The sequence below is a fragment of the Dactylosporangium maewongense genome, assembly GCF_039531485.1.
In the GTDB taxonomy this organism is placed as follows: domain Bacteria; phylum Actinomycetota; class Actinomycetes; order Mycobacteriales; family Micromonosporaceae; genus Dactylosporangium; species Dactylosporangium maewongense.
Genome location: NZ_BAAAQD010000025.1, coordinates 26,042 through 51,063 on the forward strand (window position 1 = coordinate 26,042; position 25,022 = coordinate 51,063).

Here is a 25,022-nt window from a genome sequence, read left to right on the forward strand (position 1 = left end):
CTGACGGAAAGGCAACGACATGATCGTGGTCACCGCCGCCAACGGCAACCAGGGGCGGCTGCTGATTCCCAAGCTGCTCGACGCGAAGCTGCCGGTCCGCGCGTGCGTGCGGAGCGTCGAGTCGGCCCGGCGACTGCACCAGATGGGGGTGCCGGACGTGGTCGTCGGCGACGTCAGCGACCCGGCCGTCGCGGCCCGGGCCGTGCACGGCGCGCAGCAGGTCTACCACATCGGCCCGACCCTGCACCCGCGGGAACGCGAGATGGGCCGCACCGTCGTCGACGCGGCCCGCGCCGCCGGCGTGCGGCACTTCGTCTTCAGCTCGGTGCTGCACGCCATCACCACCGACCTCGTCCAGCACGAGATCAAGCGCGACGTCGAGGAGCACCTGCTGTCCTCGGGGCTGGAGTTCACCATCCTCCAGCCGGCCAACTACATGCTGCCGCTGAAGCTCAAGCCCGTCTTCTCCCGCGGCGTGTTCGAGCTGTCGTGGTCCCTGGAGCGCCGCCAGTCCATGGTGGACCTCGACGACGTCACCGACGTGGCGCGCACCGTCCTCGCCGACGGTGCGCGCCACTACGGCGCCACCTATGAGCTGGCCGGGCCCGGCCGGTACACCGCGCACGAGCTCGGCGAGATCATCTCCCGGGTCCTCGGGCGGCCCGTCGAGGTGCGCCGGATCGACGCCGACACCTACCTGAAGGCTTGGGTCGGCGACGCGGACCCGCGCGAGGTGACCCACCAGCTGCGGGTGCTGCGCTCCATCACCGAGCGGTACAGCAGCCACGACTTCGTCGGCAACCCCAACGTGCTCACCTGGCTGCTCGGCCGCCCGCCCACCACCTTCGAGGCGTACGTGCGCAAGCACGCGAACGGAGTCGCATGAAGCTCACCGGCAACACCGTCCTCATCACCGGCGGCGGCAGCGGCATCGGCCGTGGGCTCGCGGAGGAGCTGCACCGGCGCGGCAACACGGTCATCGTCGCCGGCCGGCGCGTCGCCGCCCTGGAGGAGGTCGCCGCCGCCAACCCCGGCATGCGGTGGGTGCGGCTCGACGTGTCGGACCCGGCGTCGATCGCCGTCGTCGTGCCGCAGCTGATCGCCACGTATCCGGACCTCAACGTGGTGGTCAACAACGCCGGCATCATGTTCGGCGACGACCCGGCCGAGCCGATCGACGACGCGGCGCTGACCGCGATCGTCGCCACGAACCTGCTCGGCCCGATCCGGCTCAACTCGGCGTTCGTCACGCACCTGCGGTCGCTGCCGTCGGCGACCATCGTCAACGTCAGCTCGATGCTCGGCTACGCGCCACTCGCCTCCTCGACGCTGTACTCGGCGACGAAGGCGGCCCTGCACTCCTACACGCTGTCGCTGCGGTACCGCCTGCGCGACACCCCGGTGTCGGTGCTGGAGATCGCGCCGCCCTACACGCAGACCCACCTCATGGACGTGAACCTGACCGATCCCCGGGCGATGCCGCTGCGGGACTACCTGGACGAGACCATGGCGGTCCTCGCCACCGACGAGGTCGAGATCCTCGTGCGGCGGGCGGCGGAGCGTCGCGACACGCAGCGCCCCGACGAGGTCGGGTTCACCACCCGATTCAACGACCTGATGGGCGCCTGACCGCTTCTGATCAGAACGGGGCCGGCCCGCTGCCGGTCAGCGACATCAGCACCTGGGTCGCCAGGAGGCGCCGCACGCCGGTGACGGCGACCGTGCCGACCTGCTCGTACGGCAGCTCGATCTGCCCGCCGGTCGCGTCGCGCACCTCCGTGCTGACCTCATTGGGGCGGAACGTGCCGCTCCAGCCGCCGGGTGCGCCGCGGTTGTTGGTGTTCAGCGACGCCATGCCGGTGACCCGCGCCCCGGTGGTGAGGACCAGCGTCGCGGGTCCCGAGTAGGTGGCCATGATGTCGACGGTATCGGCCGGCGGCCGTCCGGGTCCACGGAAGGCCCACTTGAGGGGGGCCTGAAATACGCCTTAAATGCTGCCCCGAGCTGTACTGACAACGTTGACACACGCCTATTTTTGCTCTTCGATCGGAGTTGTCGCACTTTGCACTGATCAATGCATTGGAGGCATGATGCGCATCCCGAAACGGCTGCTGGCGGCGGGGATCGCCGCCGCGGGCGTGATCACCGTCGTCACCGTCGCGGTCCGGGCACCGGCCGAGGCGGCGACCGGCTCGACCGTCGTCAGCGCCGCCTCCGGCCGCTGCCTCGACGTCGTCGGCCAGTCGCAGGCGGACAAGGCCCTCGTCAACATCTACGACTGCAACGGCCAGGCCAACCAGGCGTGGACCTTCACCGCCGCCGGGGAGCTGCGGGTGTACGACTCCCCCAAGTGCCTGGACGTCGCCGGGCACGACACCACCGCCCCGGCGACCGCGCAGATCTACACCTGCAACGGCGGCGCCAACCAGAAGTGGCGGATCAACACCAACGGCACCATCACCGGCGTCGAGTCGGGCCTGTGCCTCGACGTGACCGGCGCCGCCACCGCCAACAGCACGCCGGTCGCCCTGTGGACCTGCAACGGGCAGAGCAACCAGCGGTGGACGACCGCGGCCGGTGACTCGCAGCCGCCGACGGTGCCCGGCAACCCCCGGGTCAGCAACCTCGTCTGCGACGCCGTCACGTTCTCCTGGAACGCGTCCACCGACAACGTGGGCGTCGCGTTCTACGACGTCTTCCACGACGGCCAGCTGATGAAGTCGGTGACCACGCTGTCCACCGACCTCACCGTCGTGCCCGGGGTCACCTGGGGCCTGTACGTCAACGCCCGCGACGCCGCCGGCAACGTCTCGCAGGCCAGCACCACGGTGCCGATCACGCCGCCGCAGTGCCAGGCCGACACCACGCCGCCGACCGCGCCGACCGGGCTCACCGGATCCGCGTCCGGCACGACCGTGACCCTGCGGTGGACCGCCGCCACCGACAACATCCAGGTCCGCGCGTACGACGTCTACCGCGACAACGCGAAGGTCGGCACGATCACGGGGACCGGCACCACCACCCCCGCGACCACGTTCATCGACAGCGCCCTGGCCGCCAACCGGGCCTACGCCTACCAGGTCGTCGCCCGCGACGCGCAGGGCAACGTGTCGCCTCGCAGCAACACCGCCACCGTCACCACGGGCGCCGCGTGCGGCGGCTCGGTCTGCGCCGTCACGCAGATCGGCACCGACACCGACATCCCGTGGGGCCTCGTCACGCTGCCGGACGGCACGATCCTCTACACCCGGCGCGACGCGCACGACATCGTCCACCTCAACCCCGCCACCGGCGCGAAGAACAGCATCGGCACGGTGCCGAACGTGCAGAACACCGACGGCGAGGGCGGCCTGCTCGGACTCGCGATCTCGGCCAACCACGCGAGCGACCACTGGCTGTACATCATGCACACCTCGCCGTCGGACAACCGGATCGTGCGGATCAGGTACGAGAACGGCACCCTGAACACCGGCAGCGAGCAGGTCCTGCTCAGCGGCATCCTGCGCAACAAGTTCCACGACGGCGGCCGGCTGCGGTTCGGCCCCGACGGCAAGCTCTACGCCAGCACCGGCGACGCGCAGAACGGCGACAACGCGCAGAACCTCAACAGCCTCAACGGCAAGGTGCTGCGGCTCAACCCGGACGGCACCGTGCCGTCGGACAACCCGTTCGGCAACTACGTCTGGAGCTACGGGCACCGCAACCCCCAGGGGCTCGCGTTCGACTCGCAGGGACGGCTGTGGGAGCAGGAGTTCGGCAACGCGATCATGGACGAGACCAACCTCATCCAGAAGGGCGGCAACTACGGCTGGCCGGCGTGCGAGGGCACCAGCGGCACGTGCGGCACCGCCGGGTTCATCGCGCCGAAGCGCACGTACCCGACGGCGGAGGGCTCCTGCTCCGGCATCGCGATCGTCCGTGACGTGCTGTACATCGCCTGCGAGCGCGGCACCCGCATGTACCGCGCGGTCATCAGCGGCACCTCGCTGACGAACGTGCAGGCGTACTTCAACGGCGCGTACGGCCGGCTCCGCACCGTCGAACCGGCGCCGGACGGCGGCCTGTGGCTGACCACCAGCACCACCGGCGACAAGGACAGCATCCCGAACAACAGCAACGAGAAGCTCTTCCACGTCACGCTCGGCGCCTGATGGTTTTGAGCGCAACGGCCCGCCCTCGTCGGGCGGGCCGTTGCGCTTGGTGCTCAGCGCGCCGACCACACCTGCGCGGCGCTGCCGTTGCACTCCCACAGCTGGACGAGGGTGCCGTCGGCGGTGCCGCCGCCCGCACGCCGCCGTTCGCTGCTGCAAATGCACCATGATCGCGGTGTTACGTCCATCGACCAGTGCCGATTGCCTTGCCTAGTGTCGCGGTCGGGCCCGTTACGAGCGGGCCGACCAGCGAACCGAGGAGCCGGCAATGACAGGCCAGCACGACGACGACGCCGCCCTGGACGAGAACCGTCCGGGCGGACCCGCTCTGACCCGCAAGCAGCTGCTGCGCGCCGCGCTCGTCGCCGCGCCGGTGCCGATCCTGCTCGCGGGGGTGCCCGCGCTCGCCCGGGACACCGACCAGGTGAGCCTGGCACCGACGCCGATGTGCGACGACGGCGACGACGAGACGCCGCCGCAGATGGAAGGCCCCTACTTCAAGCCCAACTCGCCGCAGCGGACCGCAATCGCGACCGGCCTGCCCGGCACCCGGCTCACGGTGTCCGGCTACGTCTTCGGTACGTCGTGCAGCCCCGTCGCCAACGCGTTGTTGGATTTCTGGCAGGCGGACAACGCCGGCGCGTACGACAACGCGGGATACCGGCTGCGCGGCCACCAGTACACCAACGGGCAGGGGGCGTTCAGCCTCACCACGATCGTGCCGGGGCTTTACCCGGGACGGACGCGGCACATCCACGTGAAGGTGCAGGCGCCCGGCCAGCCGATCCTCACCACGCAGCTGTACTTCCCGGGCGAGCCGCGCAACTCGACCGACAGCCTCTACGACCCGCGGCTGCTGATGACCGTCCGGTCCGTCAGCGGCGGCCGGGAGGCGACGTTCGACTTCGTGCTGGACGTGCCGGGCGTGCCGCCGACCACCCCGCCGACCACGCCTCCCACCACGCCTCCGTCGACCCCTGGTGGCACGTGGGCCGCCGGTCAGGTGTACGCCGCCGGCGCCCAGGTCACCTACGCCGGGGTGGCGTACCGCTGCCTGCAGGGGCACACCGCGCAGCCCGGCTGGGAGCCGCCGAACGTGCCGGCCCTGTGGCAACGCCTCTGACTGTTGGATTCATGGGTGCTTCGCGGCACGGAATCGCAGGGAGGGGCCGCCGGTGCTGACGGCCGGGTCGGGAAAACCGGCCCGGCGCAGCCTTTCCGGGAGGGTCGCGGGGTCGACGGGCACCATGACGTCGCCGAGGTGCAGCAGCCGGAAGCGACGGCTCACGAGGCTGTCGCTGCCGGCGAACACACCGCCCGCCGTCAGCACCCGGCACGCCTCGGCGAACAGCCGGTCCTGCAGCTCACGCGACGGCACGTGGTGCAGCATCGTGAAGCACACCACGGTGTCGAAGCTGCCGTCCGGGAACGGCAGGTCCGTCCCGTCGCCCCGCACGACGTTGCCGAACGTCGCCCGCAGCCGCGCCACGTGCCGCGGGTCGATCTCCACGGCGGTCAGGTCCGCACAGGCACGCGCCAGGACGCGGGTCGTCGCGCCGAACCCCGGCCCGATCTCCAGCACCCGGCCGCGCAGGGGGACACCGTTGAGCGCCCACGGCAGCAGCCGGCGCTCGACGGTCCTGCCCCAGCGGGCGGAGCGGCACAGGACGTTGTGGATGCCGTTCATGGTTGCGACGGTACGATGGCCGCCCGCCGCTACACTGCCAACCGATGTCGAGTTCCGGCCATCCGGTGATCGTCGCGCGGGACTTCCAGCTCACGGCGGGCACCAGGTTCCCCGTGCACCGCCACGCGACGCACCAGCTGACGTGGGCGGCGAAGGGCGTCGTCAGCGTCACCGCGCCCGGCGGGGTCTGGGTGCTGCCGGCGACGCGGGCGCTGTGGATCCCGGCGGGCACGCCGCACGCCCTGGAAGGTGGGCCGGCGGTGGCCCGGGCCGTCTACGTGGACCGGGCCCCGCGCGGCTTCCACACCCCGACCGTCGTCGTGGTCACGCCGTTGCTGCGGGAGCTGGCCGCGCACCTCGCGACGTTCCCGCCACTTCCTGCTGCCGCTTCGGCTTCTGCTTTGGATGCCGCTTTCGCTGGGCCTGTGCGGTCCTCTGCGGCCGCGCGGCGGCGGGCGGAGGCGGTGCTGCTGGATCTCCTCCAGCCGGCCGGGGTCGCGACGATCGACGTGCCGATGCCCGCCGACCCGCGGGCGCTCCTGGTCGCCGAGGCGGTCGCCGCCCGCCCTTCCGACGGGCGCGACCTCGACGGCTGGGCCCGGCACGCCGGCGCGAGCGCCCGGACCCTGGCGCGGCTGTTCACCGACGGCACGGGGATGAGCTTCGGCCGCTGGCGCACCAACGTCCGGCTCCGCGCGGCCCTGTCCCTGCTCGCCACCGGCACGCCGGTCGCGGTGGTGGCGCGACGGGTCGGCTACCGCTCGCCGAGCGCGTTCATCGCCGCGTTCCGCCAGGCGTTCGGCGTCTCCCCTGGCGCCTACTTCAGCCTCTGATTCCGCCGCAGTCACACTCAGATCCGCGCCGCAGCCGCGCTCAAATCCGCGCCGCAGTCGCCCGCTGATCCGGGCCTCAGTCGCCGGGGATCGGGATGGGCGTCGGCAGCGGCACGGGCGCGGTACACCGGACGTCGGCGAGCGTGTCGGCGATCATCGTCTGGTGCTCGCGCAGCAGCGGCAGCGCCTTCCGCGCGAACGTCTTCAGCTTCGCGTTGCGCCCCTGGTCCGCCTCCTTCTCGAACGCCCCGATCGCCGCCACGTGGTCGAAGTACTCGACCGGCGCGTACGAGCAGTCGAACACCGGCCCGGTCGTCGTCCCGAACAGCGTCAGGATCGCGTCCTGCTCCTCGCTCGGCGCGTCCGGCACCTCCAGGCCCAGCTCCTTCCCCAGCGCGGTCAGCTCCGCGCCCGCCTTCGTATGGTCCGCGACCATCCGGTTGCCGAAGGCGCGCACCCCCTTGTCGTGCGCCTGCTGCGCGGCCATCCGGCCGGCGGCGACCTCGAACGCGCCCCCGTGCCCGGCCTCCGCGACGAACGCCCGGTCCTGCGCCGAGACCCGTCCCCCCGCGGCGGACGCCGGGGCCGCGGCCCCGGTGGCGGCGAGCGCGACGGCGGCGGGCAGGGCACAGAGCCGGATGAGTGCGGCACGCATGGCATTGACCTCCAATGTTGGCGGCGTTGTCTCACGTACCCCTTTCCAACCCAAGACGCCGCTAACGCTCAGTACTGGTGCAACTTCAATCCGTCACGTACTGCCAGACGGCGTCCCAGCTGATCGGGAAGTCATGCCCCGCGAGCCGCACCCAGTACAGGTCCTCGTCACCAGCCCGCTGCGGCAGCACCGCCACCACGGTCCGCCGCTCGCCCGGCACCCCCGGGACCTGGAGCTCGTCGCCGACGCGTGGGAGGGGCGGCGGCTCGTACCAGAGCAACCGCCGCCCGAAATGCTCCAGCCGCCATTCGGCGTCGCTGCGGCACACGGTCGGCACCCCGTCGACCCCTGCCGTTACCGGATACGCGCCGAGCCCGTCGAGCAGCTGCCGTCCGCTGTACCGCCACGCTTCCCGCCCCGGCACCGCCAGATCCCCGTCAAGGTGCCGTACGATCCGTTCCGCCACCTCTTCCGGCTCGGGCAGCACCCCGTCGAACCAGTGCCAACACCGCTGCGCTGTTCCCCGGTCTTCCTGCGGCAGCGTGTCGATCACCGTCGACCAGCCGCGCCCGCTGCTCCACTCGACGACGAACCCACGTGCCATCGGGTGCGCCCCGACCGCCCTGGCCAGGTCGATCACCAGCTGCCCACGCAGGTCGAGCGGCGGCTGCTCCACCTCCCGGCACAGCACACCAACGCCCCGCTCCGCCAGCGCCCGCTCGACGGCAAGGAGGTACCCGAGCTGCGGAAACCGCCCCGCGAGCGTGACCGGATCGACGCCGTCAGCACCTTCCCGCAACGCCACGATGCCAGCGGTCGCCTCCAGCAACTGCCGGACGTCACCACCCCAGCCCGCGGCGAGCGTACGGGCGGCAAGCTCCAGCTCGAACCCCTCGACGTCCCGCACTGCGGACAGCACGATGAGCACCTCAGCCCGCCGCACCGTCGACACGGCAGCCGATCCTACCGACGGCCGTTCCTGACGTCCCGCCGCACTTCGCCGGCAGTCGGCCACCCGCACGTCTTGCATACTGCGGAGATGACGGTCTACGACAGCATCGGCACCACGTACACCGCGACCCGCCGCCCCGACCCCCGCATCGGCGCCCGCATCGCCGCCGCCCTCGGCGATGCCCAGTCGGTGCTGAACGTGGGCGCGGGCACCGGCGCCTACGAGCCGCCGCAGACCGTCCTCGCCGTGGAACCCAGCCAGGTCATGATCGACCAACGCCCACCCGGCTCCGCCCCCGTCGTCCAGGCACGCGCGGAGGCGCTCCCCGTCGCCGACAACGCCGTCGACGCCGTCATGGCCGTGCTCACCGTGCACCACTGGACCGACCTCACCACCGGCCTCGCCGAGCTGCGCCGCACCGCCCGCCGCCGCGTCGTCATCCTCACCTGGGACCAGTCCGTGACCCGCGAGTTCTGGCTCGTCAAGGACTACCTGCCCGAAGCCGCCGCCCTCGACGACACCCGCGCCGTCCCACCCGCGCACCTCGCCGCCCTCCTCGGCGGCACCCGCATCGAACCGGTCCACGTCCCCCACGACTGCAGCGACGGCTTCGGCGTGGCCTTCTGGCGCCGCCCCGACGCCTACTTGAACCCCCTCGTCCGCGCCGGCATGTCCATGCTGTCCCAGATCGACCCCGTCACCCTGCAACCGGGCCTCAACCGCCTCGCCGCCGACCTCACCTCCGGCACCTGGCACACCCGCTACCACCACCTCCTGTCACAACCCGACTTCGACGGCGGCTACCGCCTCGTCATCGCCGACCGCTGACCACGCCCCCCTCGGCGCCCACGCCCCTGCCTGCTGGTCCGTCACTGCCCTTCCACACGCACGCCACCCCCTCGCCGCCCGCCGATCCGCCACCGTCACCACGGAACTGCCCCGCCCACGCCCACATCCAACGGCGCCCACCGCCGCCCCATCATCACCATCGGCACGCACGCCGCTGCCTGCCAGTCCGTCACCTCCGTCGGCACGCACGCCGCCGCCTGCCAGTCCATCACCGCCCGTCGCGGTGCGCGCTGCCTCGTCTGCCGATCAGCCACCGTCGACCTCTCAGCCTCCTCCGGAACCGGTGACGACGCCGTGCTCCCACGCCCAAGCAGCGATCTCGACCCGGTTGCGCAGGCCCAGCTTGGACTGGATTCCTGACACGTGACTCTTGACGGTGCTCAGCGAGATGAACAGCTCACTGGCGACCTCCAGATTCGTGCGCCCGCGGGCGATCGAACGCACCACATCCGTCTCCCGATCCGTCAACGGCTTCGCGCTGCCCGTCGCCGCCGGCACCGCCATCCGCCGCAACAGCCGCACCGTCACCGACGGCGAGATGAGCGCATCACCGGCATGCGCCGCCCGAACCGCCTCAACAAGCAACGCCGGCCCGGCATCCTTCAGCAGGAACCCGGTAGCTCCACCACGCAGGGCCCCGTACACGTACTCGTCGATGTCAAACGTGGTCACCACAATGACCCGCAACGGGTCCGCGACGCCCGGCCCGGCAAGCGCCCTGGTCACCTCCAGTCCATCGGCACCAGGCATCCGAACGTCCACAAGCGACACATCAGGCCGCAACCGACGAGCCACGTCAATCGCGGTGAGCCCATCAGCGGCCTCCGCAATGACTTCGATATCCGGCTGGTCCTCAAGGATGAACCGCAGGCCGCTCCGGATCAACGCCTGATCGTCAGCGATCAACACCCGAATCGTCATCGTGACCCTGGCAACGAACCCGGCGACGCCCCACCCGACGGCCCGGACGACAACCCGTCGGACGACCCAACCGACGGCCCGGACGGCGACTCACCCAACGACCCTGGCGGCACGACACCTGACGACTCAACAGGCCGCTCAGACAACCCTGACGACTCACCCGCCGGCGCGCCCGGCGACGACCCAGACGGCGCTCCAGGCGATGGCAATCCTGGCGGCGACGCGGACGACGTCCCAGACGACGCCGACCCTGACGATGACACGGACGACGATCCGGACGACGGCGACCCTGACGATGACACGGACGACGATCCGGACGACGGCGGTCCTGACGATGACGCGGGCGACGGCCTGTGCAGCAATGCCACTGCATGGCCGGGCAGCGGGAGGGTGCCCTGCACCTGCCATCCCCCGCCGGGAGCAGGACCCGCGGAGAGCGTGCCGCCGAGGGCCTCGACCCGCTCACGCATGCCGACGATTCCGTATCCACTGTGGACCGGTGGTGGGGCGCCCTCGCCGTCGTCGGCGACGCGGACCATCACCGTCCCTTCTGACTCGGACAGTGCGACGGTGACCGAGCGCGCGCGGGCGGCGTGACGGGCCACGTTGGTCAGTGATTCCTGCACGACCCGGTGGACCGCGCCGGCCACCTCGACCGGCCACTGATCCTCGTCCGCCGGCAGCTCGAGGTGGACCGGTGGACCGGTCCGCTCGAACCGCCAGACGAGGTCGGCGATCCGCTCCTGCCCCGCCGACACGTCCCAGCCGCCCGCTCCGTCGCCTGCATCGTCGCGGAGCACTCCGACCACCCGGCGGACCGCGGCGAGCGCCTCGGCGCCGGCGGCCTCGATGTCGACGAACGTCTTCCCCGCCTTCACCGGGTCCCGTCGGGCCATCAACTGTGCCGCCTGGGCCTGCACGACGATGCCCGTGACGTAGTGGGCGACGACGTCGTGCAGCTCCCGGGCGATGGTGAGCCGTTCGTCGCGGCGGACCGCATCCACGGCCGCGAGCCGGCGCGCGTCGAGCAGTCGCAGCCCGACCCCGATGAGCAGGCCGGCGGCCCACGCGAGCGCGCCGAACATGGTCACTGCGAACGCGCCGGACTCCCCGGGGTGGGCGAACGCGCCCACGGCGATGACGGCGAGACTCGCCGCGGCGATCCAGGCAGCGACCCGCAACGGCCCAACGCGGGTCACGGAGCCCACCAGCACCGCGAGCGCCAGGGACACGGCGGGACCTGGCTCCGCGGGCAGCCCGGCGATCGGCGCGGCGGACACGGCAACGGCCGCGACCGTCAGGCCGGCCACCGCCGCCCGCAGCCTGCCACGGTGCCGCAGCAGCGCAGCGACGCCGGCCAGCGTGCCGGCGAGCGCGCCTGGCAGGAAGTATGCGCCGCCCCAACTGGCCGCGATGGCAACCGCCGTGCCGGCCACCACGATGGCGAGCGCGGCGGCGAGACCGATGTTCCCCGCGAGCTTCACGGGACCAGCCTAGGAGTGTCACGGGCGGGCCGTACCGGTCAAAAGTAGGGTTCTGCGGACCCGTCCTCGGACTGATGTGCCGCCGCCGCGGCGTGACGACGATTGGCGCATGTTCACTTCAGCACCACCGCCGGCCCTGGAGACCGAGGGCCTCACGCGACGCTACGGGCGACGGACCGCCCTCGCCGACTGCACGCTGCGGGTGCCGCCGGGGCGGGTCGTCGGGCTCGTCGGGCCAAATGGCGCCGGCAAGTCGACGCTGTTGCAGCTGGCCTGCGGGCTGATCGCGCCCACGTCGGGGGCCGTCCAGGTGCTCGGGGCTCGGCCCGGGACGCGGCTGGACCGGGTCGGGTTCGTCGCCCAGGACACGCCTGTCTATGCGACCTTGACCGTCGCCGAGCATCTGCGCCTCGGGGCGCGTCTCAACCCGGGCTGGGACGCCGCGTTCGCGCAGCGGCGCGTGGGGGCGCTCGGCCTCGACCCGAAGCAGCGCGCTGGCCGTCTGTCCGGCGGGCAGCGGGCCCAGCTGGCGTTGACCGTCGCGGCCGCGAAGCGACCTGAGCTGCTCATCCTCGACGAGCCCGTCGCGGCGCTCGACCCGCTCGCGAGGGAGGGGTTCCTGCGGACGCTGATCGAGTCGGTGACGGAGCTCGGTGCGACCGCGATCTTGTCGTCGCACCTGCTGTCGGACGTCGAGCGGGTCTGCGACCACCTGATCGTCCTCGCGGGCGGCAGGGTGCAGTTGGCGGGCGATGTCACCGCGCTCCTGGACGCTCACCACAGGGCGCCTGCACCACCGCCGGGCGCTGACGTGGTGCATGGCGCGGTCGTGCGTGGACCGCTGCCCGCCGGTGATGGTCTCCACGGCGCGCGAGCAGAGGGAGCATCGGCCGCGGGGCCTGTGCGGCTGGAGGAGCTCGTGCTCGCCTACCTGCGGGACGGTGCGCGATGACGCGGCTCGCAGGGTGGCAGCTCTGTCTCGCCGATCCGCAGGGCGGTGCCCAATTGACGCGGCTCGCAGAGCGACAGCTCCGTCCCACCGACCCGCAGGGCCGTGCGCAAATGACGCGGCTCGCAGAGCGACAGCTCCGTCCCACCGACCCGCAGGGCCGTGCGCAAATGACGCGGCTCGCAGAGCGACAGCTCCGTCCCACCGACCCGCACGGCGGTGCCCAATTGACGCGGCTCGCAGACCGACAGCTCCGTCCCACCGACCCGCACGGCGGTGCCCAATTGACGCGGCTCGCAGACCGACAGCTCCGTCCCACCGACCCGCAGGGCCGTGCGCAAATGACGCGGCTCGCAGAGCGACAGCTCCGTCCCACCGATCCGCACGGCGGTGCGCGATGACGTGGCTCGCGTGGCGGCAGCTGCGTGCGCAGCTGCTGGTGACGGGGGGTGCGGTCGCAGTGCTCGCCGTGTATCTGATCGTGCTCGGGGTGCAGATCCGCGACGGGCATCACGACGCTGTCGCGGGGTGCGGGGATGCGTGTGGATCGGCGTTGCGGGAGTTTCAGTCGCGGTTCGAGGGACGGCTGTATCTCGTGGACGCGTTGCTGGTCGTGACGCCTGCGTTGCTCGGCATGTTCTGGGGGGCGCCGCTCGTCGCCCGGGAATTGGAGTCGGGCACGCATCGGCTCGTCTGGAACCAGAGTGTGACCCGTCGCCGTTGGCTGGTCGTGCGCCTGGGCGTGGTGTGCGTCGCGGCGGCGGCGGTGACCGGGGTGTTCAGCCTGCTGTTGACGTGGGCGTCGAGTCCCTACGACGCGGTCGCCGCGGATCGGTTCGACGCGGTCATGTTCGGCACGCGCAACCTGGTGCCGGTCGCGTACACCTGCTGCGGCGTCATGCTGGGTGCGCTGTGCGGGCTGCTACTGCGGCGCACGGTGCCGGCGATGGCGTTGACGGCGCTGCTGTTCGCGGCGGTGCAGATCGCGATGCCGATCGGGGCACGGCCGCACCTCGCGGCACCGGTGCACGGGTCGCAGGTCATGTCCGCGGAGGCCATCCGAAACCTGAGCTTCCTCGGTCAGGACGCGGACGTCGAGGGGCTCAGCGCGCCGAACACCTGGATCGTGTCGAACAGCCGGCTGCTGACCGCGGACGGCGAGGTGGTCGGGCTCGATCGGTACAACGGCTGCCTGTCGGGGCAGTTCGACGTCATGGCGCAGTGCCTCGCCGCCCTGGACCTGCATGTCGAGGTCGCCTATCACCCTGGTGAACGCTACTGGCGCTTCCAGTGGCTGGAGTCGCTGCTGTACGTGACGGCGGCGCTCCTGCTCGCCGCGCTCGCGCTGTGGCGGATCAGGGTGGCGTGACGGCGACGTAGGCTGGCGCGATGGACTCCTACCTGCAGAGGATCGGCGTGGCACGGCCAGCCGTCGCCGACCTGGCCGCGCTGCGGGTGTTGCAGCGGGCGCACCTGATGGCGGTGCCGTTCGAGAACCTGAGCGTGCACCTCGGAGAAGAGATCGTGCTGGAGCCCGCCGCGCTCGTCGCGAAGGTCGTCGACCGGCGGCGCGGCGGGTTCTGCTACGAGCTCAACGGTGCGTTCGCGGCGTTGCTGGCGTCGCTCGGGTACGAGGTGACGTTGCACTCGTGCCGGGTGTGGACGGGTGAGCGGTTCGGGGTGCCGTTGGATCACATGGCGCTGCGGGTGCAGCTGGACGCGCCGTATCTGGTGGATGTCGGGTTCGGCAGGTTCGCCCAGCACCCGTTGCGAATGGACGTCGCCGGTCCGCAGGCCGACCCGGCGGGCGTCTTCGAGGTGCTGCCCGACGGGCCTGACCTGGCGGTCCGCGGTGACGGAGGGTGGGAGTACCTGCTGGATCAGCGGCCGTACGAGCTGAGCGACTTCACGCCGCTGAGCTGGTGGCACCGGACGTCGCCGGCGTCGCACTTCACGCGGCAGCTGACCTGCTCGGTCGTGACGGACACCGGCCGGGTCACGCTCAGTGGGCGCACCCTGATCACCACGACCGCTCCCGTCGGCGGGAATGGTGATCACGGTGGCGGTGGTGGACGGACGGAGCGCGTTCTGGAGGACGATGCCGAGGTGCTGGCGGTGTACCGCGACACGTTCGGCATCACGCTGGACACCGTGCCGGTGGTCAACGTGCGCGGCTGAGGCGGCAGGCAGACTCAGCGGCGAGCCCGTCGCCACGAGCACCTGTTCTCCACTGTGGACAGTGGGGGGGCGTGATCGGTGTCGACCCGGTCCCGCGACGAGGCGCCTGAATTGACTGCCCGCGGCAATGGCAGCGATTCGGACGGCGGGACCGGGGCGACAGCGGCCGGGGCGGCCGCAGCTAGGGCAGCCGCGGGCCCGGTCAGCGCACGGTGCGGAAGAAGGCGCGGACCTCGTCGACGAACAGGTCGGGCACTTCGAGGGCCGCGAAGTGGCCGCCGCGGTCGTACTCGGCCCAGTGGGTGATGTTGTTCAGCTGCGACGCGAACTGGCGGATCGCGATGTCCTCGGCGAAGTTCGCCACGCCGGTCGGCACCGTGGAAGGGGTCGGCCAGTTGTGGGTGTGCATCGACTCGTAGTACATCTGCGCCGACGACGCACCGGTGTTGGTGAGCCAGTAGAGGGTCGCGTGGGTCAGCACGTGCTCGGCGTCGATCGAGCCGGCCGGGTGGGCCCAGTCGTGGAACTTCTCGCCGATCCAGGCGAGCTGCCCGACGGGTGAGTCGGCGAGGCCGAAGCCGAGCGTGTGCGGCTTGCTGGCCTGGATCTGGAAGTAGCCGTTCCCGGAGTCGAGGAAGCGCTGCATCCGGTCGAGGCGCGCCTGCTCGGCGTCGGTGAGCACGGTGCCCTCGGGCAGGCCGCCGAACGGGATGAAGCCGGCCGTCGCGGCGTTGACGTGCACGCCGACGACGTGCTCGGGTGCGACGCGGCCGAGGTCGGGGGCGATGAACGCGCCGAAGTCGCCGCCCTGCGCGCCGTAACGGTCGTAGCCGAGCCGGGCCATCAGCTCCGCGTACGCGGTAGCGATCCGCCGGGCGTCCCAGCCGGCCCCGGCCGGCCCGGTGAAGCCGAAGTTGGGGTGCGACGGAATCACCAGGTGAAACGCGTCGGCCGGGTCGGCGGGGTTGGTCAGCGGCTCGATGACCTGGAGGAACTCGGCGAACGAACCGGGCCAGCCGTGCGCCAGCAGCACCGGCAGCGCGCCGTCGTGAGGTGACCTGACGTGCAGGAAGTGGATGTCCTGGTCGTCGATGCGGGTGGTGTACTGCGGGTGCCGGTTGATCTGCTCCTCGACCGCGCGCCAGTCGAACTTCGTCCACTGGTCCACGAGCTCCCGCAGGTGCTCGACCGGCACGCCCCGCTCCCAGCCCACCCCCGGCACCTGCGCCGGCCAGCGGACCCCGGCGAGCCGCCGGCGCAGGTCGTCCAGCTCCGCCTCGTCGACGTGGATCCGGAACGGGGTGATCTCGTTGCCCATCGCACGCACTCCTCGGTCGTCGGCTTCGGGCATCCCTGCCCGCTACGGCACAGCCTGCTCGCAGATGCGGCCAGCTTCGGGCCTGATTTGTCGGCGCCAGGGGCGAAGTTTCGGGGCCATCATCGCGACGCGGGTCTTCGAGCCGGCGGCCGGACGTTCCGTGGTCGGCGACTGGTCGAGCCAGCCGCAGAGCAGGACGGTCAGGAGGAGGAACAGCACGAAGTCCATGACGCCGAGTCCGGTGCTCATGACCGCCGGCGTCCGGCTCGACGCGCCCGGTGCAGTGCCGCCGCTGCCGCCCGCCGTCGCCGCGACGCTCGTGCTGTCGGTCGGCACGGTCCGTGACCTCCTGATGTCCGCCGCGACGAAGCTGCACGCCCGCAACCGCGTCGACGCGATACGCATCGCGACCGAGACCGGCTGGATCTGAGGTCTGAAAGACTCTTTCACATCGCGTCGACCTGTGGCATTCTGAAAGTCACTTTCAGAGTTGAAGGAGTTGGAGGACACGGTGGGCAGAGAAGCGCGGCGGACGCTCAGCGAGCCGGAGGAGCTGCGGACCCTGGCCCACCCGGTGCGCTACGAGCTGCTGAGCCACCTCATCGCCACCGGCCCGGCGACGGCGTCGCAGTGCGCGCGGGCGGTCGGCGACACCCCGTCCAACTGCAGCTACCACCTGCGCACCCTCGCCAAGGCGGGCCTCGTCGCGCCGGACGACACGAGCGAGCGGGACGGACGCGAGCGGCCCTGGCGGGCCCTGGTCACCGGCTTCTCCGTGCAGCCGGACGCCGACGCGGACTCCCCGGAGGGCCGGCAGGCGGCCACCATCGCCGCCCTCAGCGTCCAGCGCGACCAGCGCCTCGTGCGCGACTGGCTGGCCCGCCGCGACAACGCCCCGGCACGGTGGCGGGATGCCGACCACTACGGGCTCTACACGCTGAAGGTCACCCCGGACGAGCTGCGGGTCCTCGGCGACCAGATCGACGCGCTGATCCGCCCGTTCATCGCCGCGACCCGCGACGACGACCCGGACGGCGCCCAGATGGCCCACCTGGGCTTCCACGGCTTTCCGCTCATGCGCGACGACGAGGAGGGGCCCGATGCGGCCGCTGCGACACCGTGACTTCCGGCGGCTCTGGCTCGCCGGCCTGATCTCCGACTCGGGCGACTGGCTGCTGCTGGTCGCGCTGCCGATTCTCGTGTACCAGCTGACCGGCTCGTCCCTGCAGACGTCGTTCGCGTTCCTGATCGAGCTGGCACCCGCGGTCCTGCTCGGCCCCGTCGCCGGGCACCTCGCCGACCGGTGGGACCGCCGCCGGCTGCTGGTCACGGTCGTGACGGTCCAGGCGGCCGCGCTGCTGCCGCTCCTGTTCGTCCACGACCGGGGCGACCTGCCGATCCTCTACGCGGTGATCGCCGTCGAGGCGGCCGCGCTCGCGGTGTTCGGCCCGGCCAGGAACGCGCTGCTGCCGACCCTGATCCCCGCCGCGGAGCTGGTGCCGGCCAACGCCCTGCTCGGCTTCGGCCAGAACGCGGGCCGGCTGGTGGGCGGCCCGCTGGGCGGCCTGCTCCTGGCGGTCAGCGGATTGCCCGTGATCGTGGCGGTGGACCTGGTCACGTTCCTCGCGGCCGGCCTGCTGATCGCGGGCGTCGCCGGCGGGGCACGCGAGGCCGCGGATCCGCAAACCCCGGGTGGCGGCGGCCTCGGCGGGCGCCGGGTCTGGTCCGCGCTGGGGGTCGCCGCGCTCTGCGGCACCGCGCAGGGCGTCTTCGTCGTGCTGTTCGTCGTGTGGGTCGCCCGCGAGCTGGGCGGCGGCGCGGCCGAGACCGGCCTGCTGCGCGGGGTCCAGGCGATCGGCGCGATCACGCTGGGCCTGCTGCTCGCCGTGGCCCGCCGCTCGCCGGCGCCCGGCACGCTGATCGCCGCCGGCGCCGGCGCCTTCGGGCTGCTGTCGCTGGCGGTGTGGAACGGGCCGCTCGTGACGACGGCCCTGCCGGTGTACGTCGCGCTGTTCATCCTGGTCGGCGCGCCCGGCGTCGTCATGATCACCGGGCTGGTGAGCCTGTTGCAGCAGGAGACCCCCGACGGCGCCCGGGGCAAGGTGTTCGGGGTGTTCGGCGCGGTCTTCGAGGGCAGCAGCGGCGCCGGCATGCTCGCCGCCGGCCTGCTCGCCGACCGGCTCGGCGTCGTGCCGCTGCTGAACGGCCAGGCCCTGCTGTACCTCACCGCCGCCGCGACCGCGACAGCCCTCCTGCGCCCCGCGAAGCCGCACCCAGCGACCGCGACAGCCCTGCTGCGCCCCGCGAAGCCGCACCCCGCGACCGCGACCCCCGACAAGCCGCACGCCGCGAACGCGACCCCCACCAAGCCGAATCCCGCGACCGCGACGGCTCCGCCGCGGCCCGCGGAGCCGCTCCCCGTCGCATCCGGCGAAGCGGCCGGCGTGGCGGCAGCTCGTACACCTGCCGAAAACGCGAATTGGTCCGGACCTGTTATCCAGGAGCCCGCCTTGCGGGGGGACGCTGTTCATCCTGATTGATTTCGATGCGTTGCGACGCGACCCCGACTCGGAGGTTTTCGATGCAACGATCGATCGTGGCCGGCGCCCTCGCCACCGGCCTGGCGCTCACCGGCGCCGCGCTCGTCACCACCGCAACGCCCGCGCACGCGGCCGCGCCCGTCAAGAAGCTGCTGGTGGTCGGCATGGACGGGCTCAACTGGGCGGCCGTCGTGGCCGCGAACGCGCCCAACCTCGACGCCCTCGCCGCCGGCGGCACCCTCGGCGAGAGCCTCGTGTACTGCCCGGGCGTCGCCGCCTCCTCCAGCGGGCCCGGCTGGTCGACGATCGCGACCGGCGTGTTCCCCGACAAGCACGGCGTGAAGGACAACACGTTCGCCGGCAAGCAGTACGGGACCTACCCGGACTTCCTCACCCGCCTGGAGAGCGCGAACCCGGCCTACCGCACCTACTCGGCGGTCGACTGGGCGGTGCTGCACACGCAGGGCACGTTCGGCACCGCGATCGACACCCGCGTCACGTTCGACGGCGACGCCGAGGGCTACGTCAGCGCCGACGCGAAGATCACCTCCGACGCGGTCAACCGGCTGCGCAACGAGAACCCTGACGCGTCCTTCGTCTACCTGGGCAACACCGACGTCGTCGCGCACGCCAGCGGCACCGGCACCGCGTACCGGACCGCGATCGAGAAGCAGGACCAGCAGCTCGGCCAGCTGCTCGCGGCGATCGCGGCGCGCCCCACGTACAGCGGCGAGGACTGGCTGGTCGTCGTCACCACCGACCACGGCCACGCGAACCCCGGCGGCGGCCACGGCGGCTGCGGCATCGACGAGCGCCGCACGTTCGTCCTCGCCAAGGGCACCGGCGTCGCGGCCGGCGCGCGGCCGGTCGACACCCGCCTCGCCGACGTCGCCTCGACCGCGCTCGGCCACTTCGGCGTGAGCGCCGCCCTGGACGGCAAGCCCGTCTCCGTGCGGTCCACCGACGCGTTCGACACCCTCGCGCCGTCACTGCAGACGCGGGTCGACGAGACCGGCATCCCGGCGACGCTCAAGGGCTGGACGCCGACCGCGCCCGCGGGCTGGTCGGTCGACCGCAGCCGCATGCCGTCCGGCGGGGTCACCGAGTGGCGCGGCTGGAGCTTCACCACCGACGAGTTCTGGAGCCGGGCGCAGAGCGGCCAGGAGCGGGAGAACGCGCTGCGCACCCGCGGCGTCTTCGCCGTCGCCGACTCCGACGAGTTCAACGACAAGGCCGGCGGCACCAGCTTCGACTCGACGCTGCTGTCCCCGTCCTACACCGTGACCGCCGGCAGCACGGTCCGGCTCAACTACGTGACGCACTACCGGCAGGAGGGCGCCCAGAAGGCCGACGTCCTCGTGTCGTTCAACGGCGGCGCCGACGTGCTCGTCAAGCGCTACAGCGCCGACGCGCGGGCGAAGGTCGAGTCGCTGCCCGTGACGGTCCCGGCCGGGGCGACCCGGATGGTCGTCAAGTTCCGCTACTACGACGCCAACAACAACTGGTACTGGGCGATCGACGACCTGCGCATCGCGTAATCCCTGCCCGCGGGGCCCTCACGACGGCCGTGAGGGCCGCCTGCGCGCCTACCGGGGCGGTGGCACGTTCGTCGCCGCCCCGGAGCTGATCCAGCCGCTGGAGCTGGTGTCGTGCACCGAAGCGCTGCGCGACACGGGCAGCGGCCGGGCCGGCGGGTCGTCACCGCCGAGCGGATCCCCGCGGGGGCCGGATCGGCTTCGTCACCCGCCTGCGCGCCTCCTGAGCCTGCCGCCGGAGGTTTGAGGCGAGGCCGGCGGCGGCGGGCACATCCGTTCCGGAGCGACGGGTTCGGAGCACAGGATGCACCAGGTGGCGGGGACCGTCTCGTGGCCCATCGCCGCGTAGACGATGGGGTCCGCGTGGTGCGCCAGGTGCAGCACCCGGCCGAAGTGCCGGACCGTCCACAGGTCCTGCCCGCCGCCCCAGGCGTGCAGGGTCGCCTCGACGGCGGTGTCGTCGTCGCGCCACCACAGGTCGGCCGGGCCGCTCGCCTCGGGCACCGCGGGCGGCAGCAGCCGCTCGTCCGCGACCGGTGCGACGCGTGGCGGCGTCCGGCAGGTGTACGTGCGGTGCGGCCATCCCTTGACCTCGACCAGCAGCGCGTGCTTCTCGATGCGCTGCTCGACGGAGCGGTCGATGACGCGGAACGGCCAGCTCCCCAGGTCCAGCGCGGTGCGGCCGTCGAGGAGCACGTCGACGGGCCAGGTCCAGGCGCCGTCCAGGATGCCGGTGAACGCGGGGCCCAGAGGTGTGTCGTGGACCTCGACCTCGCCGTCGAGGCCGTGCTCCATCGGGTTGCCGCCGATGACCCGGTACCACAGGCCGCCGTAGCTCGCCTCGAACCGCACGAGCGCCTCGACGGCGTCGCCGGGCAGGTCCCCCGCGGCGGCCCGGATCGCCCCTTCCGGCATCGGAGGGTGCCGGGTGGCGTGCTCGGCCAGGAACCGCTTGGCGCGGGCGGAGAGCATGTCAGCCCGAAGCCAGGGCGGGCTCGGCGCGGCGGGACAGGGCCCATCGCCAGGCGAGCTGCACCGCCAGGGTCGCGGCGAGCGCGACGGCGAACGTGGCCGGGGTGCCGAGGTGCTCGACGAGGACGGCGACGAGCAGGCAGAAGACGGCGAAGCCGAGCAGGCCGCGGGGGACGCCGCGCAGGGTCTGGACCGCGCCGTCGGTGCCCTGCTGGGCGAGGACGAAGGCGGCGACGACGCTGGTGGCGATCGGGAACGGGGCGAGGACGCCGGTGAACGACGGGCCGACCGTGTCGGCGGCGGTGGTGACGGTGACGACCAGGGCCGCGGTCGCGAGGGCCCGCCCCGGCAGGTCCCACCAGGGCCAGGACGGCGACTGCTCCGCGGACGAGGCCGGGGCCGCCGGGAAGACGCGGAGGGCGAGCCAGGCCGCCGCCAGCACGATGGCGAAACCCGCGAACGGAGGAACGGTCAGGCGGGCGAGGGCCAGGTCCAGGGCGAGCGTCGCGAGCCATGCGGCGGCGAGGGAGCCGACCCAGCCGGTCCGCCGCGAGCACCAGGCGAAGACGACCGTGAACGCCGCGAGGGACACCAGGCCGAGCAGCGCCGACGACGCGGCCCGGGCCCCGAACCGGGGGCCCTGCTCGAGGCAGGTGACGAGCAGGATCGGGCCGGCGACGATCGGCAGCGCGACCAGGGTGCCAGCGACGGGGGCGCCCCAGCGGCGGCCGGCGAGGGACGAGGCGACGACGAGGAGCGGGGCGAGCAGCAGCTTCAGCAGCAGGGTCACTGCTGCCGGTCGCCTTCCTGCTCCGCCTCGACCTGGGTGTTCCAGTCGCGCTTGGAGGCCTGCCAGCCGTCCTCGTCGTGGCCGAGGCGCCAGTACCCGGAGATCGACAGCCGCTCCATGGGCACCCGGCGGTCGAGGCGCAGGTAGCGGCGGAGCTCCTTGACGAAGCCGGCCTCGCCGTGGACGAACGCGTGCACGTCGTCGCCGCGCCACTCGGCGGCCGTGACGGCCTCGACGAGCGCCGCGCCGACGGGCCGGTCGCCGCGGCGCAGCCAGGTGACGCCGGGGATCTTCTGCTCCTCGCGGGCGTCGGCGACCTCGACGAACGCCTCCACGACGGCGTCCGGGGCAAGGCGCTCCAGGGCCGCGGCGATGGCCGGCAGGGCGCTCTCGTCGCCGGCGAGGAGGTGCCAGCCGGCGGCCGGGTCGGGCGCGTACTTGCCGCCGGGGCCGCCGAAGGACACCTCGTCGCCGGGGTGGGCGGCGACCGCCCACTGGGCGGCGAGACCGGTGTCGCCGTGGATGACGAAGTCCAGGGTCAACTGGCGCGTCACTGGGTCCCAGTCGCGCACCGTGTACGTGCGGGTGACGGGCCACTGCTCGCGGGGCAGTTGCTCGCGGATCGCGGCGAGGTCGAACGGGCTCGGGTAGACGACGCCCGCGGGCGGGAACATCAGCTTCACGTAGTGGTCGGTGTACTGCCCGGCGTCGAACCTGTCGAGACCCTCGCCACCGAGCACGACGCGGTGCATGTTCGGGGTGAGCCGCTCGGTGCGGACCACCCGGCCCGTGTGTGCCTGTGGTGCCCGCCGGGCGGGTCGCTCTGCCGTCACCCGTCCACGGTATACGCCCGGCGGATCTTCCCCGGAGGTCAGGTCGGGGTGACGGCGACGGCGCGGGCGACGGCGGTCCTGGGGCTGCTGAGCACCGGCAGGTCCGGCACGAGGTCGGCGGCCGGGGCCATGCTCGCCTGGGCGAGGACGACCACGTCGGCGGTCGCGGCGACGGTCCGGACGTGCCCGGCGACCCGTCGGACGTACGCGTCGAGGTCCCCCGACTCGAACAGCGCCCACGCGTCAAGGCACGGCGCCTCGACGATCTCGACGGTCACACCGGCCAGCGCCGCGCACTCGCGCAACAGGGCGGTCGTGGGCGCGAGGGTCGAGGCGAGCGCGGCGACGACCGCGACCCGGCCTCCCCCGGCGACCGCCGCCTCGGCCATCGGCCGGTCGACCCGCAGCACCGGCACGCCGGCGTCGACGGTCTCGGCGAGCCCGCCGATCGTGGAGCAGGTGCAGACGATGACGTCCGCGCCGTCCGCCGCGAGGCTCCGCAGGCGCGCCGCGACCCGCTCCCCCACGTCGGCACCGGCCCGCGCGTCCTCCAGCAGCGCCGCGTCCACGACGTGCAGCCCCCGCGCGTCGGGTGCGGCGCCGGCGAGGAGCGTGCGGAACGTCGCGACGTGGACGTCGGCCGTGTGCAGGAACCCGATGATCGGCACGCCCCCCAGCATTCCACGATTGCTGTCAAGCTGTGTGCAGCGGAGTCGCCGGAGTCATGCCCGTCTCCGGCGGCTCCGCGCCCGGCTTCCCGCTTGTCCGCGCTCGCCGGACCCGACGACGTAACGGACAGAGGGAGATTCCATGGGGTACGGCGTGATGGCCTACCGGGTCGACATCGACAGGCTGGCCGCCCTGTGCGGCAGCGGCGACAACCAGGCACGGCGGGCGATCTGCGGCAGGTTCCGCACCGACATCGCCCGGCTCAACGACGACCTCGACTGCTCCAACGACCGCGGCGCGCCGTCGGTCTTCACCGCGATCGAGCACCTCGTCATGGGCGGCGACAAGACACTGCCCGGCCACCTGTACGGCTACGGCTTCAAGTACATGGTCGAGTTCTCCGGCCGGTTCCTGGACAACTCGCAGTTCTACCCGTGCCCGTCGTCCTATCTGGACAGTACGGTCGACCCGGCCATGAAGGCGACCGGCGCCGCGATCAGCATGTCGGACCTCATCTTCCGCGGCGCGCCGGTCAGCTTCCCGTCGCCGGACGACTTCCCGTCCATCGGCTACTGGACCGCCGCCGAGGTCGCCGCCGCCGCCGAGCCGCTGAAGTCCGGCACGACGGACGAGGTGCGCGCGGTCGCCGCCTGGACCGCCGGCGCCGCCGCTGAGCAGAAGGGCATCGTCGGCTTCTACCACTGATCGGCCCGTCCGTCGTTGAACCCGGCAGGGCGACAGTGACGGAGGGCCGGATGCGGCGACGGGTTGTGCTCGCCGGGGTGGCCGGGATCGGCGTCGCCGCGGCGGTGGCGGCCGGTGGGGTGCGGTTCGTCGACGTGCGGTCGGGTGGCGGGCTGCCGTCCGCGGCCCGCGTCGGGTTCGGTGACCTGGGGCGGCTGCTCGGAGCGGGCGGCGGGGACAAGCCGGTCGTGCCAGACGCGCCCGTCGGCGACGAGCGGCTGGAGCGGCGGGTGTCGGCCGCGCGGGGCAGGAGCGTCGACGTCTACACGGGCGTGCCCGCCGGGCACGGCGACGGGCGCGGGCTGCCCGTGTGCCTGGTCCTGCACGGCGGGTCGAAGACGGTCCGGGACTTCCCGGCCATGGGTCTCGGCCGGTTTCTGACCGCGGCCGTCGCAGGGGGCGCGCCGCCGTTCGTGCTGGCGGGCGCGACCGGTGACCGCCTCGGCTGGCGGCCTTCGGGGGGTGACGACCCGCAGCGGATGGTGCACGACGAGGTGCCGCGGTGGTGCGCCGAGCGGGGGTTCGACACGACGCGGATCGCGGTGTGGGGCTGGTCGATGGGCGGGGCCGGGGCGCTGCTGCTCGCCGAGGCGTTTCCCGGGTTCGTGCGCGCGGTCGCCGCGTTCTCGCCGGCCGTCGCGCCCGGGGACGCCGTGTTCGCCGGCCGCGACCGGTTGCGCGGGACGCCCGTCGGCCTCTGGTGCGGCCGCGACGACCCGCTCCACCCCGACGTCCGTGCGCTGCACCGGCAGCTGCCCGAGGCGCCCGTCGCCGGCTCGTACACCGGCGGCAGGCACAACTTCGGGTACTGGAGCACCGTCGTCCCGGCCGCGTTCGCCTTCGTCGCGGGCACGCTCACCTGACGTTGGTAGGGACAGCCCCACCACGGCGCCTGAGGGAGGCGGGACGCGGAATGAGGGGGTCGGCGGGCATGTGCGGGGCACCCCCGGATTGGGACCGTG

General features: G+C 72.6%; 27 protein-coding genes and 1 pseudogene. 16 read left to right on the top strand and 12 right to left on the bottom strand.

All coding sequences use genetic code 11. From position 1 onward, the window contains the following. The first annotated feature begins 19 nt into the window (after positions 1 to 19). On the top strand, positions 20 to 886 hold the full coding sequence (locus ABD332_RS44905) for an NmrA family NAD(P)-binding protein (RefSeq protein WP_344510517.1): 867 nt from the start codon (positions 20 to 22) through the stop codon (positions 884 to 886). Further along, on the top strand, positions 883 to 1,629 hold the full coding sequence (locus ABD332_RS44910) for an SDR family oxidoreductase (protein ID WP_344510518.1): 747 nt from the start codon (positions 883 to 885) through the stop codon (positions 1,627 to 1,629). Before ABD332_RS44905 ends, ABD332_RS44910 begins: the two co-directional genes overlap by 4 nt. Positions 1,630 to 1,639: 10 nt before the next feature. Here ABD332_RS44910 and ABD332_RS44915 read toward each other — a convergent pair whose 3' ends face one another. After that, positions 1,640 to 1,915: a hypothetical protein gene (locus ABD332_RS44915; RefSeq protein ID WP_344510519.1), complete on the bottom strand. Its 276-nt coding sequence runs from the start codon at positions 1,913 to 1,915 to the stop codon at positions 1,640 to 1,642. 172 nt (positions 1,916 to 2,087) lie between these two features. Here ABD332_RS44915 and ABD332_RS44920 point away from each other — a divergent pair, with 172 nt between their 5' ends. Together ABD332_RS44920 and ABD332_RS44925 are read left to right on the top strand one after the other, a co-directional pair. Beyond that, a complete protein-coding gene (locus tag ABD332_RS44920; RefSeq protein ID WP_344510521.1) occupies positions 2,088 to 4,151 on the top strand; it encodes a PQQ-dependent sugar dehydrogenase in 2,064 nt (687 codons plus the stop codon). 268 nt (positions 4,152 to 4,419) lie between these two features. After that, complete coding sequence (locus ABD332_RS44925; protein WP_344510523.1) at positions 4,420 to 5,274, top strand: dioxygenase family protein; 855 nt, start codon at positions 4,420 to 4,422, stop codon at positions 5,272 to 5,274. 9 nt (positions 5,275 to 5,283) lie between these two features. Here ABD332_RS44925 and ABD332_RS44930 read toward each other — a convergent pair whose 3' ends face one another. Continuing rightward, positions 5,284 to 5,838 carry a class I SAM-dependent methyltransferase gene (locus ABD332_RS44930; RefSeq protein ID WP_344510525.1) on the bottom strand — a complete coding sequence of 185 codons (555 nt, stop codon included), beginning with the start codon at positions 5,836 to 5,838 and terminating at the stop codon, positions 5,284 to 5,286. A 44-nt stretch (positions 5,839 to 5,882) separates the two neighbouring features. Between ABD332_RS44930 and ABD332_RS44935 the strand changes: the two genes are divergently transcribed. Further along, positions 5,883 to 6,671 (top strand): AraC family transcriptional regulator, encoded by a 789-nt coding sequence (locus ABD332_RS44935; protein ID WP_344510527.1) that lies wholly within the window; start codon positions 5,883 to 5,885, stop codon positions 6,669 to 6,671. Between the two features lie 76 nt (positions 6,672 to 6,747). Here ABD332_RS44935 and ABD332_RS44940 read toward each other — a convergent pair whose 3' ends face one another. Further along, positions 6,748 to 7,326 (bottom strand): DUF4142 domain-containing protein, encoded by a 579-nt coding sequence (locus tag ABD332_RS44940; RefSeq protein WP_344510529.1) that lies wholly within the window; start codon positions 7,324 to 7,326, stop codon positions 6,748 to 6,750. Positions 7,327 to 7,411: 85 nt separating this feature from the next. Next, entirely contained in the window at positions 7,412 to 8,278 is an 867-nt protein-coding gene (locus ABD332_RS44945) for a DUF6292 family protein (protein ID WP_344510531.1), read from the bottom strand. 87 nt (positions 8,279 to 8,365) lie between these two features. Between ABD332_RS44945 and ABD332_RS44950 the strand changes: the two genes are divergently transcribed. Next, positions 8,366 to 9,106, top strand: a complete 741-nt coding sequence (locus ABD332_RS44950; RefSeq protein WP_344510533.1) for a class I SAM-dependent methyltransferase — start codon at positions 8,366 to 8,368, stop codon at positions 9,104 to 9,106. A 285-nt stretch (positions 9,107 to 9,391) separates the two neighbouring features. On the opposite strand, the gene ABD332_RS44955 is transcribed toward ABD332_RS44950, so the two are convergent. Next, a complete protein-coding gene (locus ABD332_RS44955; protein ID WP_344510535.1) occupies positions 9,392 to 10,048 on the bottom strand; it encodes a response regulator in 657 nt (218 codons plus the stop codon). After that, complete coding sequence (locus ABD332_RS44960) at positions 10,045 to 11,532, bottom strand: sensor histidine kinase (protein ID WP_344510537.1); 1,488 nt, start codon at positions 11,530 to 11,532, stop codon at positions 10,045 to 10,047. The genes ABD332_RS44955 and ABD332_RS44960 overlap by 4 nt, the downstream gene beginning before the upstream one ends. 109 nt (positions 11,533 to 11,641) lie before the next feature. On the opposite strand from ABD332_RS44960, the gene ABD332_RS44965 reads away from it, so the two are divergent. The 3 genes from ABD332_RS44965 (at position 11,642) to ABD332_RS44975 (ending at position 14,659) form a co-directional block, all read left to right on the top strand. Continuing rightward, complete coding sequence (locus tag ABD332_RS44965) at positions 11,642 to 12,484, top strand: ABC transporter ATP-binding protein (protein ID WP_344510539.1); 843 nt, start codon at positions 11,642 to 11,644, stop codon at positions 12,482 to 12,484. 394 nt (positions 12,485 to 12,878) lie between these two features. Continuing rightward, complete coding sequence (locus ABD332_RS44970; protein ID WP_344510541.1) at positions 12,879 to 13,850, top strand: ABC transporter permease subunit; 972 nt, start codon at positions 12,879 to 12,881, stop codon at positions 13,848 to 13,850. 20 nt (positions 13,851 to 13,870) lie between these two features. Next, positions 13,871 to 14,659 (top strand): arylamine N-acetyltransferase family protein, encoded by a 789-nt coding sequence (locus ABD332_RS44975; protein ID WP_344510543.1) that lies wholly within the window; start codon positions 13,871 to 13,873, stop codon positions 14,657 to 14,659. 202 nt (positions 14,660 to 14,861) lie between these two features. Here the strand turns inward: ABD332_RS44975 and ABD332_RS44980 are convergent, their stop codons facing one another. Then, complete coding sequence (locus tag ABD332_RS44980) at positions 14,862 to 15,977, bottom strand: epoxide hydrolase family protein (protein WP_344510545.1); 1,116 nt, start codon at positions 15,975 to 15,977, stop codon at positions 14,862 to 14,864. 42 nt (positions 15,978 to 16,019) lie between these two features. Continuing rightward, a complete protein-coding gene (locus ABD332_RS44985) occupies positions 16,020 to 16,205 on the bottom strand; it encodes a hypothetical protein (protein WP_344510547.1) in 186 nt (61 codons plus the stop codon). On the opposite strand from ABD332_RS44985, the gene ABD332_RS44990 reads away from it, so the two are divergent. The 5 genes and pseudogenes from ABD332_RS44990 to ABD332_RS45010 all read left to right on the top strand — a co-directional run. Further along, entirely contained in the window at positions 16,204 to 16,407 is a 204-nt protein-coding gene (locus tag ABD332_RS44990; protein ID WP_344510549.1) for a helix-turn-helix domain-containing protein, read from the top strand. The genes ABD332_RS44985 and ABD332_RS44990 overlap by 2 nt on opposite strands. Positions 16,408 to 16,488: 81 nt before the next feature. Next, positions 16,489 to 17,100, top strand: a complete 612-nt coding sequence (locus ABD332_RS44995) for an ArsR/SmtB family transcription factor (RefSeq protein ID WP_344510551.1) — start codon at positions 16,489 to 16,491, stop codon at positions 17,098 to 17,100. Beyond that, positions 17,078 to 18,517, top strand: coding sequence for an MFS transporter (locus ABD332_RS45000; protein WP_344510553.1), 1,440 nt, complete (start codon positions 17,078 to 17,080; stop codon positions 18,515 to 18,517). The genes ABD332_RS44995 and ABD332_RS45000 overlap by 23 nt, the downstream gene beginning before the upstream one ends. 41 nt (positions 18,518 to 18,558) lie before the next feature. Next, positions 18,559 to 20,055 (top strand): alkaline phosphatase family protein, encoded by a 1,497-nt coding sequence (locus ABD332_RS45005; RefSeq protein ID WP_344510555.1) that lies wholly within the window; start codon positions 18,559 to 18,561, stop codon positions 20,053 to 20,055. A 31-nt stretch (positions 20,056 to 20,086) separates the two neighbouring features. Further along, a pseudogene (locus ABD332_RS45010) lies at positions 20,087 to 20,256 on the top strand (GntR family transcriptional regulator); the annotation flags it as partial. Here ABD332_RS45010 and ABD332_RS45015 read toward each other — a convergent pair. The 4 genes from ABD332_RS45015 to ABD332_RS45030 are packed head-to-tail and all read right to left on the bottom strand — an operon-like array spanning position 20,257 to position 23,315. After that, on the bottom strand, positions 20,257 to 21,024 hold the full coding sequence (locus tag ABD332_RS45015) for a hypothetical protein (protein ID WP_344510557.1): 768 nt from the start codon (positions 21,022 to 21,024) through the stop codon (positions 20,257 to 20,259). Position 21,025: 1 nt separating this feature from the next. Beyond that, positions 21,026 to 21,814: a hypothetical protein gene (locus ABD332_RS45020; RefSeq protein ID WP_344510559.1), complete on the bottom strand. Its 789-nt coding sequence runs from the start codon at positions 21,812 to 21,814 to the stop codon at positions 21,026 to 21,028. Next, positions 21,811 to 22,647, bottom strand: coding sequence for a siderophore-interacting protein (locus tag ABD332_RS45025; RefSeq protein ID WP_344510561.1), 837 nt, complete (start codon positions 22,645 to 22,647; stop codon positions 21,811 to 21,813). The genes ABD332_RS45020 and ABD332_RS45025 overlap by 4 nt, the downstream gene beginning before the upstream one ends. A 38-nt stretch (positions 22,648 to 22,685) precedes the next feature. Next, positions 22,686 to 23,315: an aspartate/glutamate racemase family protein gene (locus ABD332_RS45030; protein WP_344510563.1), complete on the bottom strand. Its 630-nt coding sequence runs from the start codon at positions 23,313 to 23,315 to the stop codon at positions 22,686 to 22,688. A gap of 142 nt (positions 23,316 to 23,457) precedes the next feature. Here ABD332_RS45030 and ABD332_RS45035 point away from each other — a divergent pair, with 142 nt between their 5' ends. After that, complete coding sequence (locus ABD332_RS45035) at positions 23,458 to 24,021, top strand: DUF7691 family protein (RefSeq protein ID WP_344510565.1); 564 nt, start codon at positions 23,458 to 23,460, stop codon at positions 24,019 to 24,021. Positions 24,022 to 24,071: 50 nt separating this feature from the next. Then, positions 24,072 to 24,923 (top strand): alpha/beta hydrolase, encoded by an 852-nt coding sequence (locus tag ABD332_RS45040; RefSeq protein WP_344510567.1) that lies wholly within the window; start codon positions 24,072 to 24,074, stop codon positions 24,921 to 24,923. Positions 24,924 to 25,022 lie beyond the last annotated feature (99 nt).

What these genes read in the sequence shown, in the direction of transcription:
- ABD332_RS44930 (WP_344510525.1), bottom strand. Translation starts at nt 5,838, where the DNA reads ATGAACGGCATCCACAACGTCCTGTGCCGCTCCGCCCGCTGGGGCAGG.
- ABD332_RS44985 (WP_344510547.1), bottom strand. Translation starts at nt 16,205, where the DNA reads ATGGACTTCGTGCTGTTCCTCCTCCTGACCGTCCTGCTCTGCGGCTGG.
- ABD332_RS45005 (WP_344510555.1), top strand. Translation starts at nt 18,559, where the DNA reads ATGCAACGATCGATCGTGGCCGGCGCCCTCGCCACCGGCCTGGCGCTC.
- ABD332_RS44925 (WP_344510523.1), top strand. Translation starts at nt 4,420, where the DNA reads ATGACAGGCCAGCACGACGACGACGCCGCCCTGGACGAGAACCGTCCG.
- ABD332_RS45015 (WP_344510557.1), bottom strand. Translation starts at nt 21,024, where the DNA reads ATGCTCTCCGCCCGCGCCAAGCGGTTCCTGGCCGAGCACGCCACCCGG.
- ABD332_RS44990 (WP_344510549.1), top strand. Translation starts at nt 16,204, where the DNA reads ATGACGCCGAGTCCGGTGCTCATGACCGCCGGCGTCCGGCTCGACGCG.
- ABD332_RS44940 (WP_344510529.1), bottom strand. Translation starts at nt 7,326, where the DNA reads ATGCGTGCCGCACTCATCCGGCTCTGTGCCCTGCCCGCCGCCGTCGCG.
- ABD332_RS44915 (WP_344510519.1), bottom strand. Translation starts at nt 1,915, where the DNA reads ATGGCCACCTACTCGGGACCCGCGACGCTGGTCCTCACCACCGGGGCG.
- ABD332_RS44920 (WP_344510521.1), top strand. Translation starts at nt 2,088, where the DNA reads ATGATGCGCATCCCGAAACGGCTGCTGGCGGCGGGGATCGCCGCCGCG.
- ABD332_RS45035 (WP_344510565.1), top strand. Translation starts at nt 23,458, where the DNA reads ATGGGGTACGGCGTGATGGCCTACCGGGTCGACATCGACAGGCTGGCC.
- ABD332_RS44935 (WP_344510527.1), top strand. Translation starts at nt 5,883, where the DNA reads ATGTCGAGTTCCGGCCATCCGGTGATCGTCGCGCGGGACTTCCAGCTC.
- ABD332_RS44965 (WP_344510539.1), top strand. Translation starts at nt 11,642, where the DNA reads ATGTTCACTTCAGCACCACCGCCGGCCCTGGAGACCGAGGGCCTCACG.
- ABD332_RS45040 (WP_344510567.1), top strand. Translation starts at nt 24,072, where the DNA reads ATGCGGCGACGGGTTGTGCTCGCCGGGGTGGCCGGGATCGGCGTCGCC.
- ABD332_RS45000 (WP_344510553.1), top strand. Translation starts at nt 17,078, where the DNA reads ATGCGGCCGCTGCGACACCGTGACTTCCGGCGGCTCTGGCTCGCCGGC.
- ABD332_RS44950 (WP_344510533.1), top strand. Translation starts at nt 8,366, where the DNA reads ATGACGGTCTACGACAGCATCGGCACCACGTACACCGCGACCCGCCGC.
- ABD332_RS44980 (WP_344510545.1), bottom strand. Translation starts at nt 15,977, where the DNA reads ATGGGCAACGAGATCACCCCGTTCCGGATCCACGTCGACGAGGCGGAG.
- ABD332_RS44905 (WP_344510517.1), top strand. Translation starts at nt 20, where the DNA reads ATGATCGTGGTCACCGCCGCCAACGGCAACCAGGGGCGGCTGCTGATT.
- ABD332_RS44910 (WP_344510518.1), top strand. Translation starts at nt 883, where the DNA reads ATGAAGCTCACCGGCAACACCGTCCTCATCACCGGCGGCGGCAGCGGC.
- ABD332_RS44970 (WP_344510541.1), top strand. Translation starts at nt 12,879, where the DNA reads ATGACGTGGCTCGCGTGGCGGCAGCTGCGTGCGCAGCTGCTGGTGACG.
- ABD332_RS44975 (WP_344510543.1), top strand. Translation starts at nt 13,871, where the DNA reads ATGGACTCCTACCTGCAGAGGATCGGCGTGGCACGGCCAGCCGTCGCC.
- ABD332_RS44955 (WP_344510535.1), bottom strand. Translation starts at nt 10,048, where the DNA reads ATGACGATTCGGGTGTTGATCGCTGACGATCAGGCGTTGATCCGGAGC.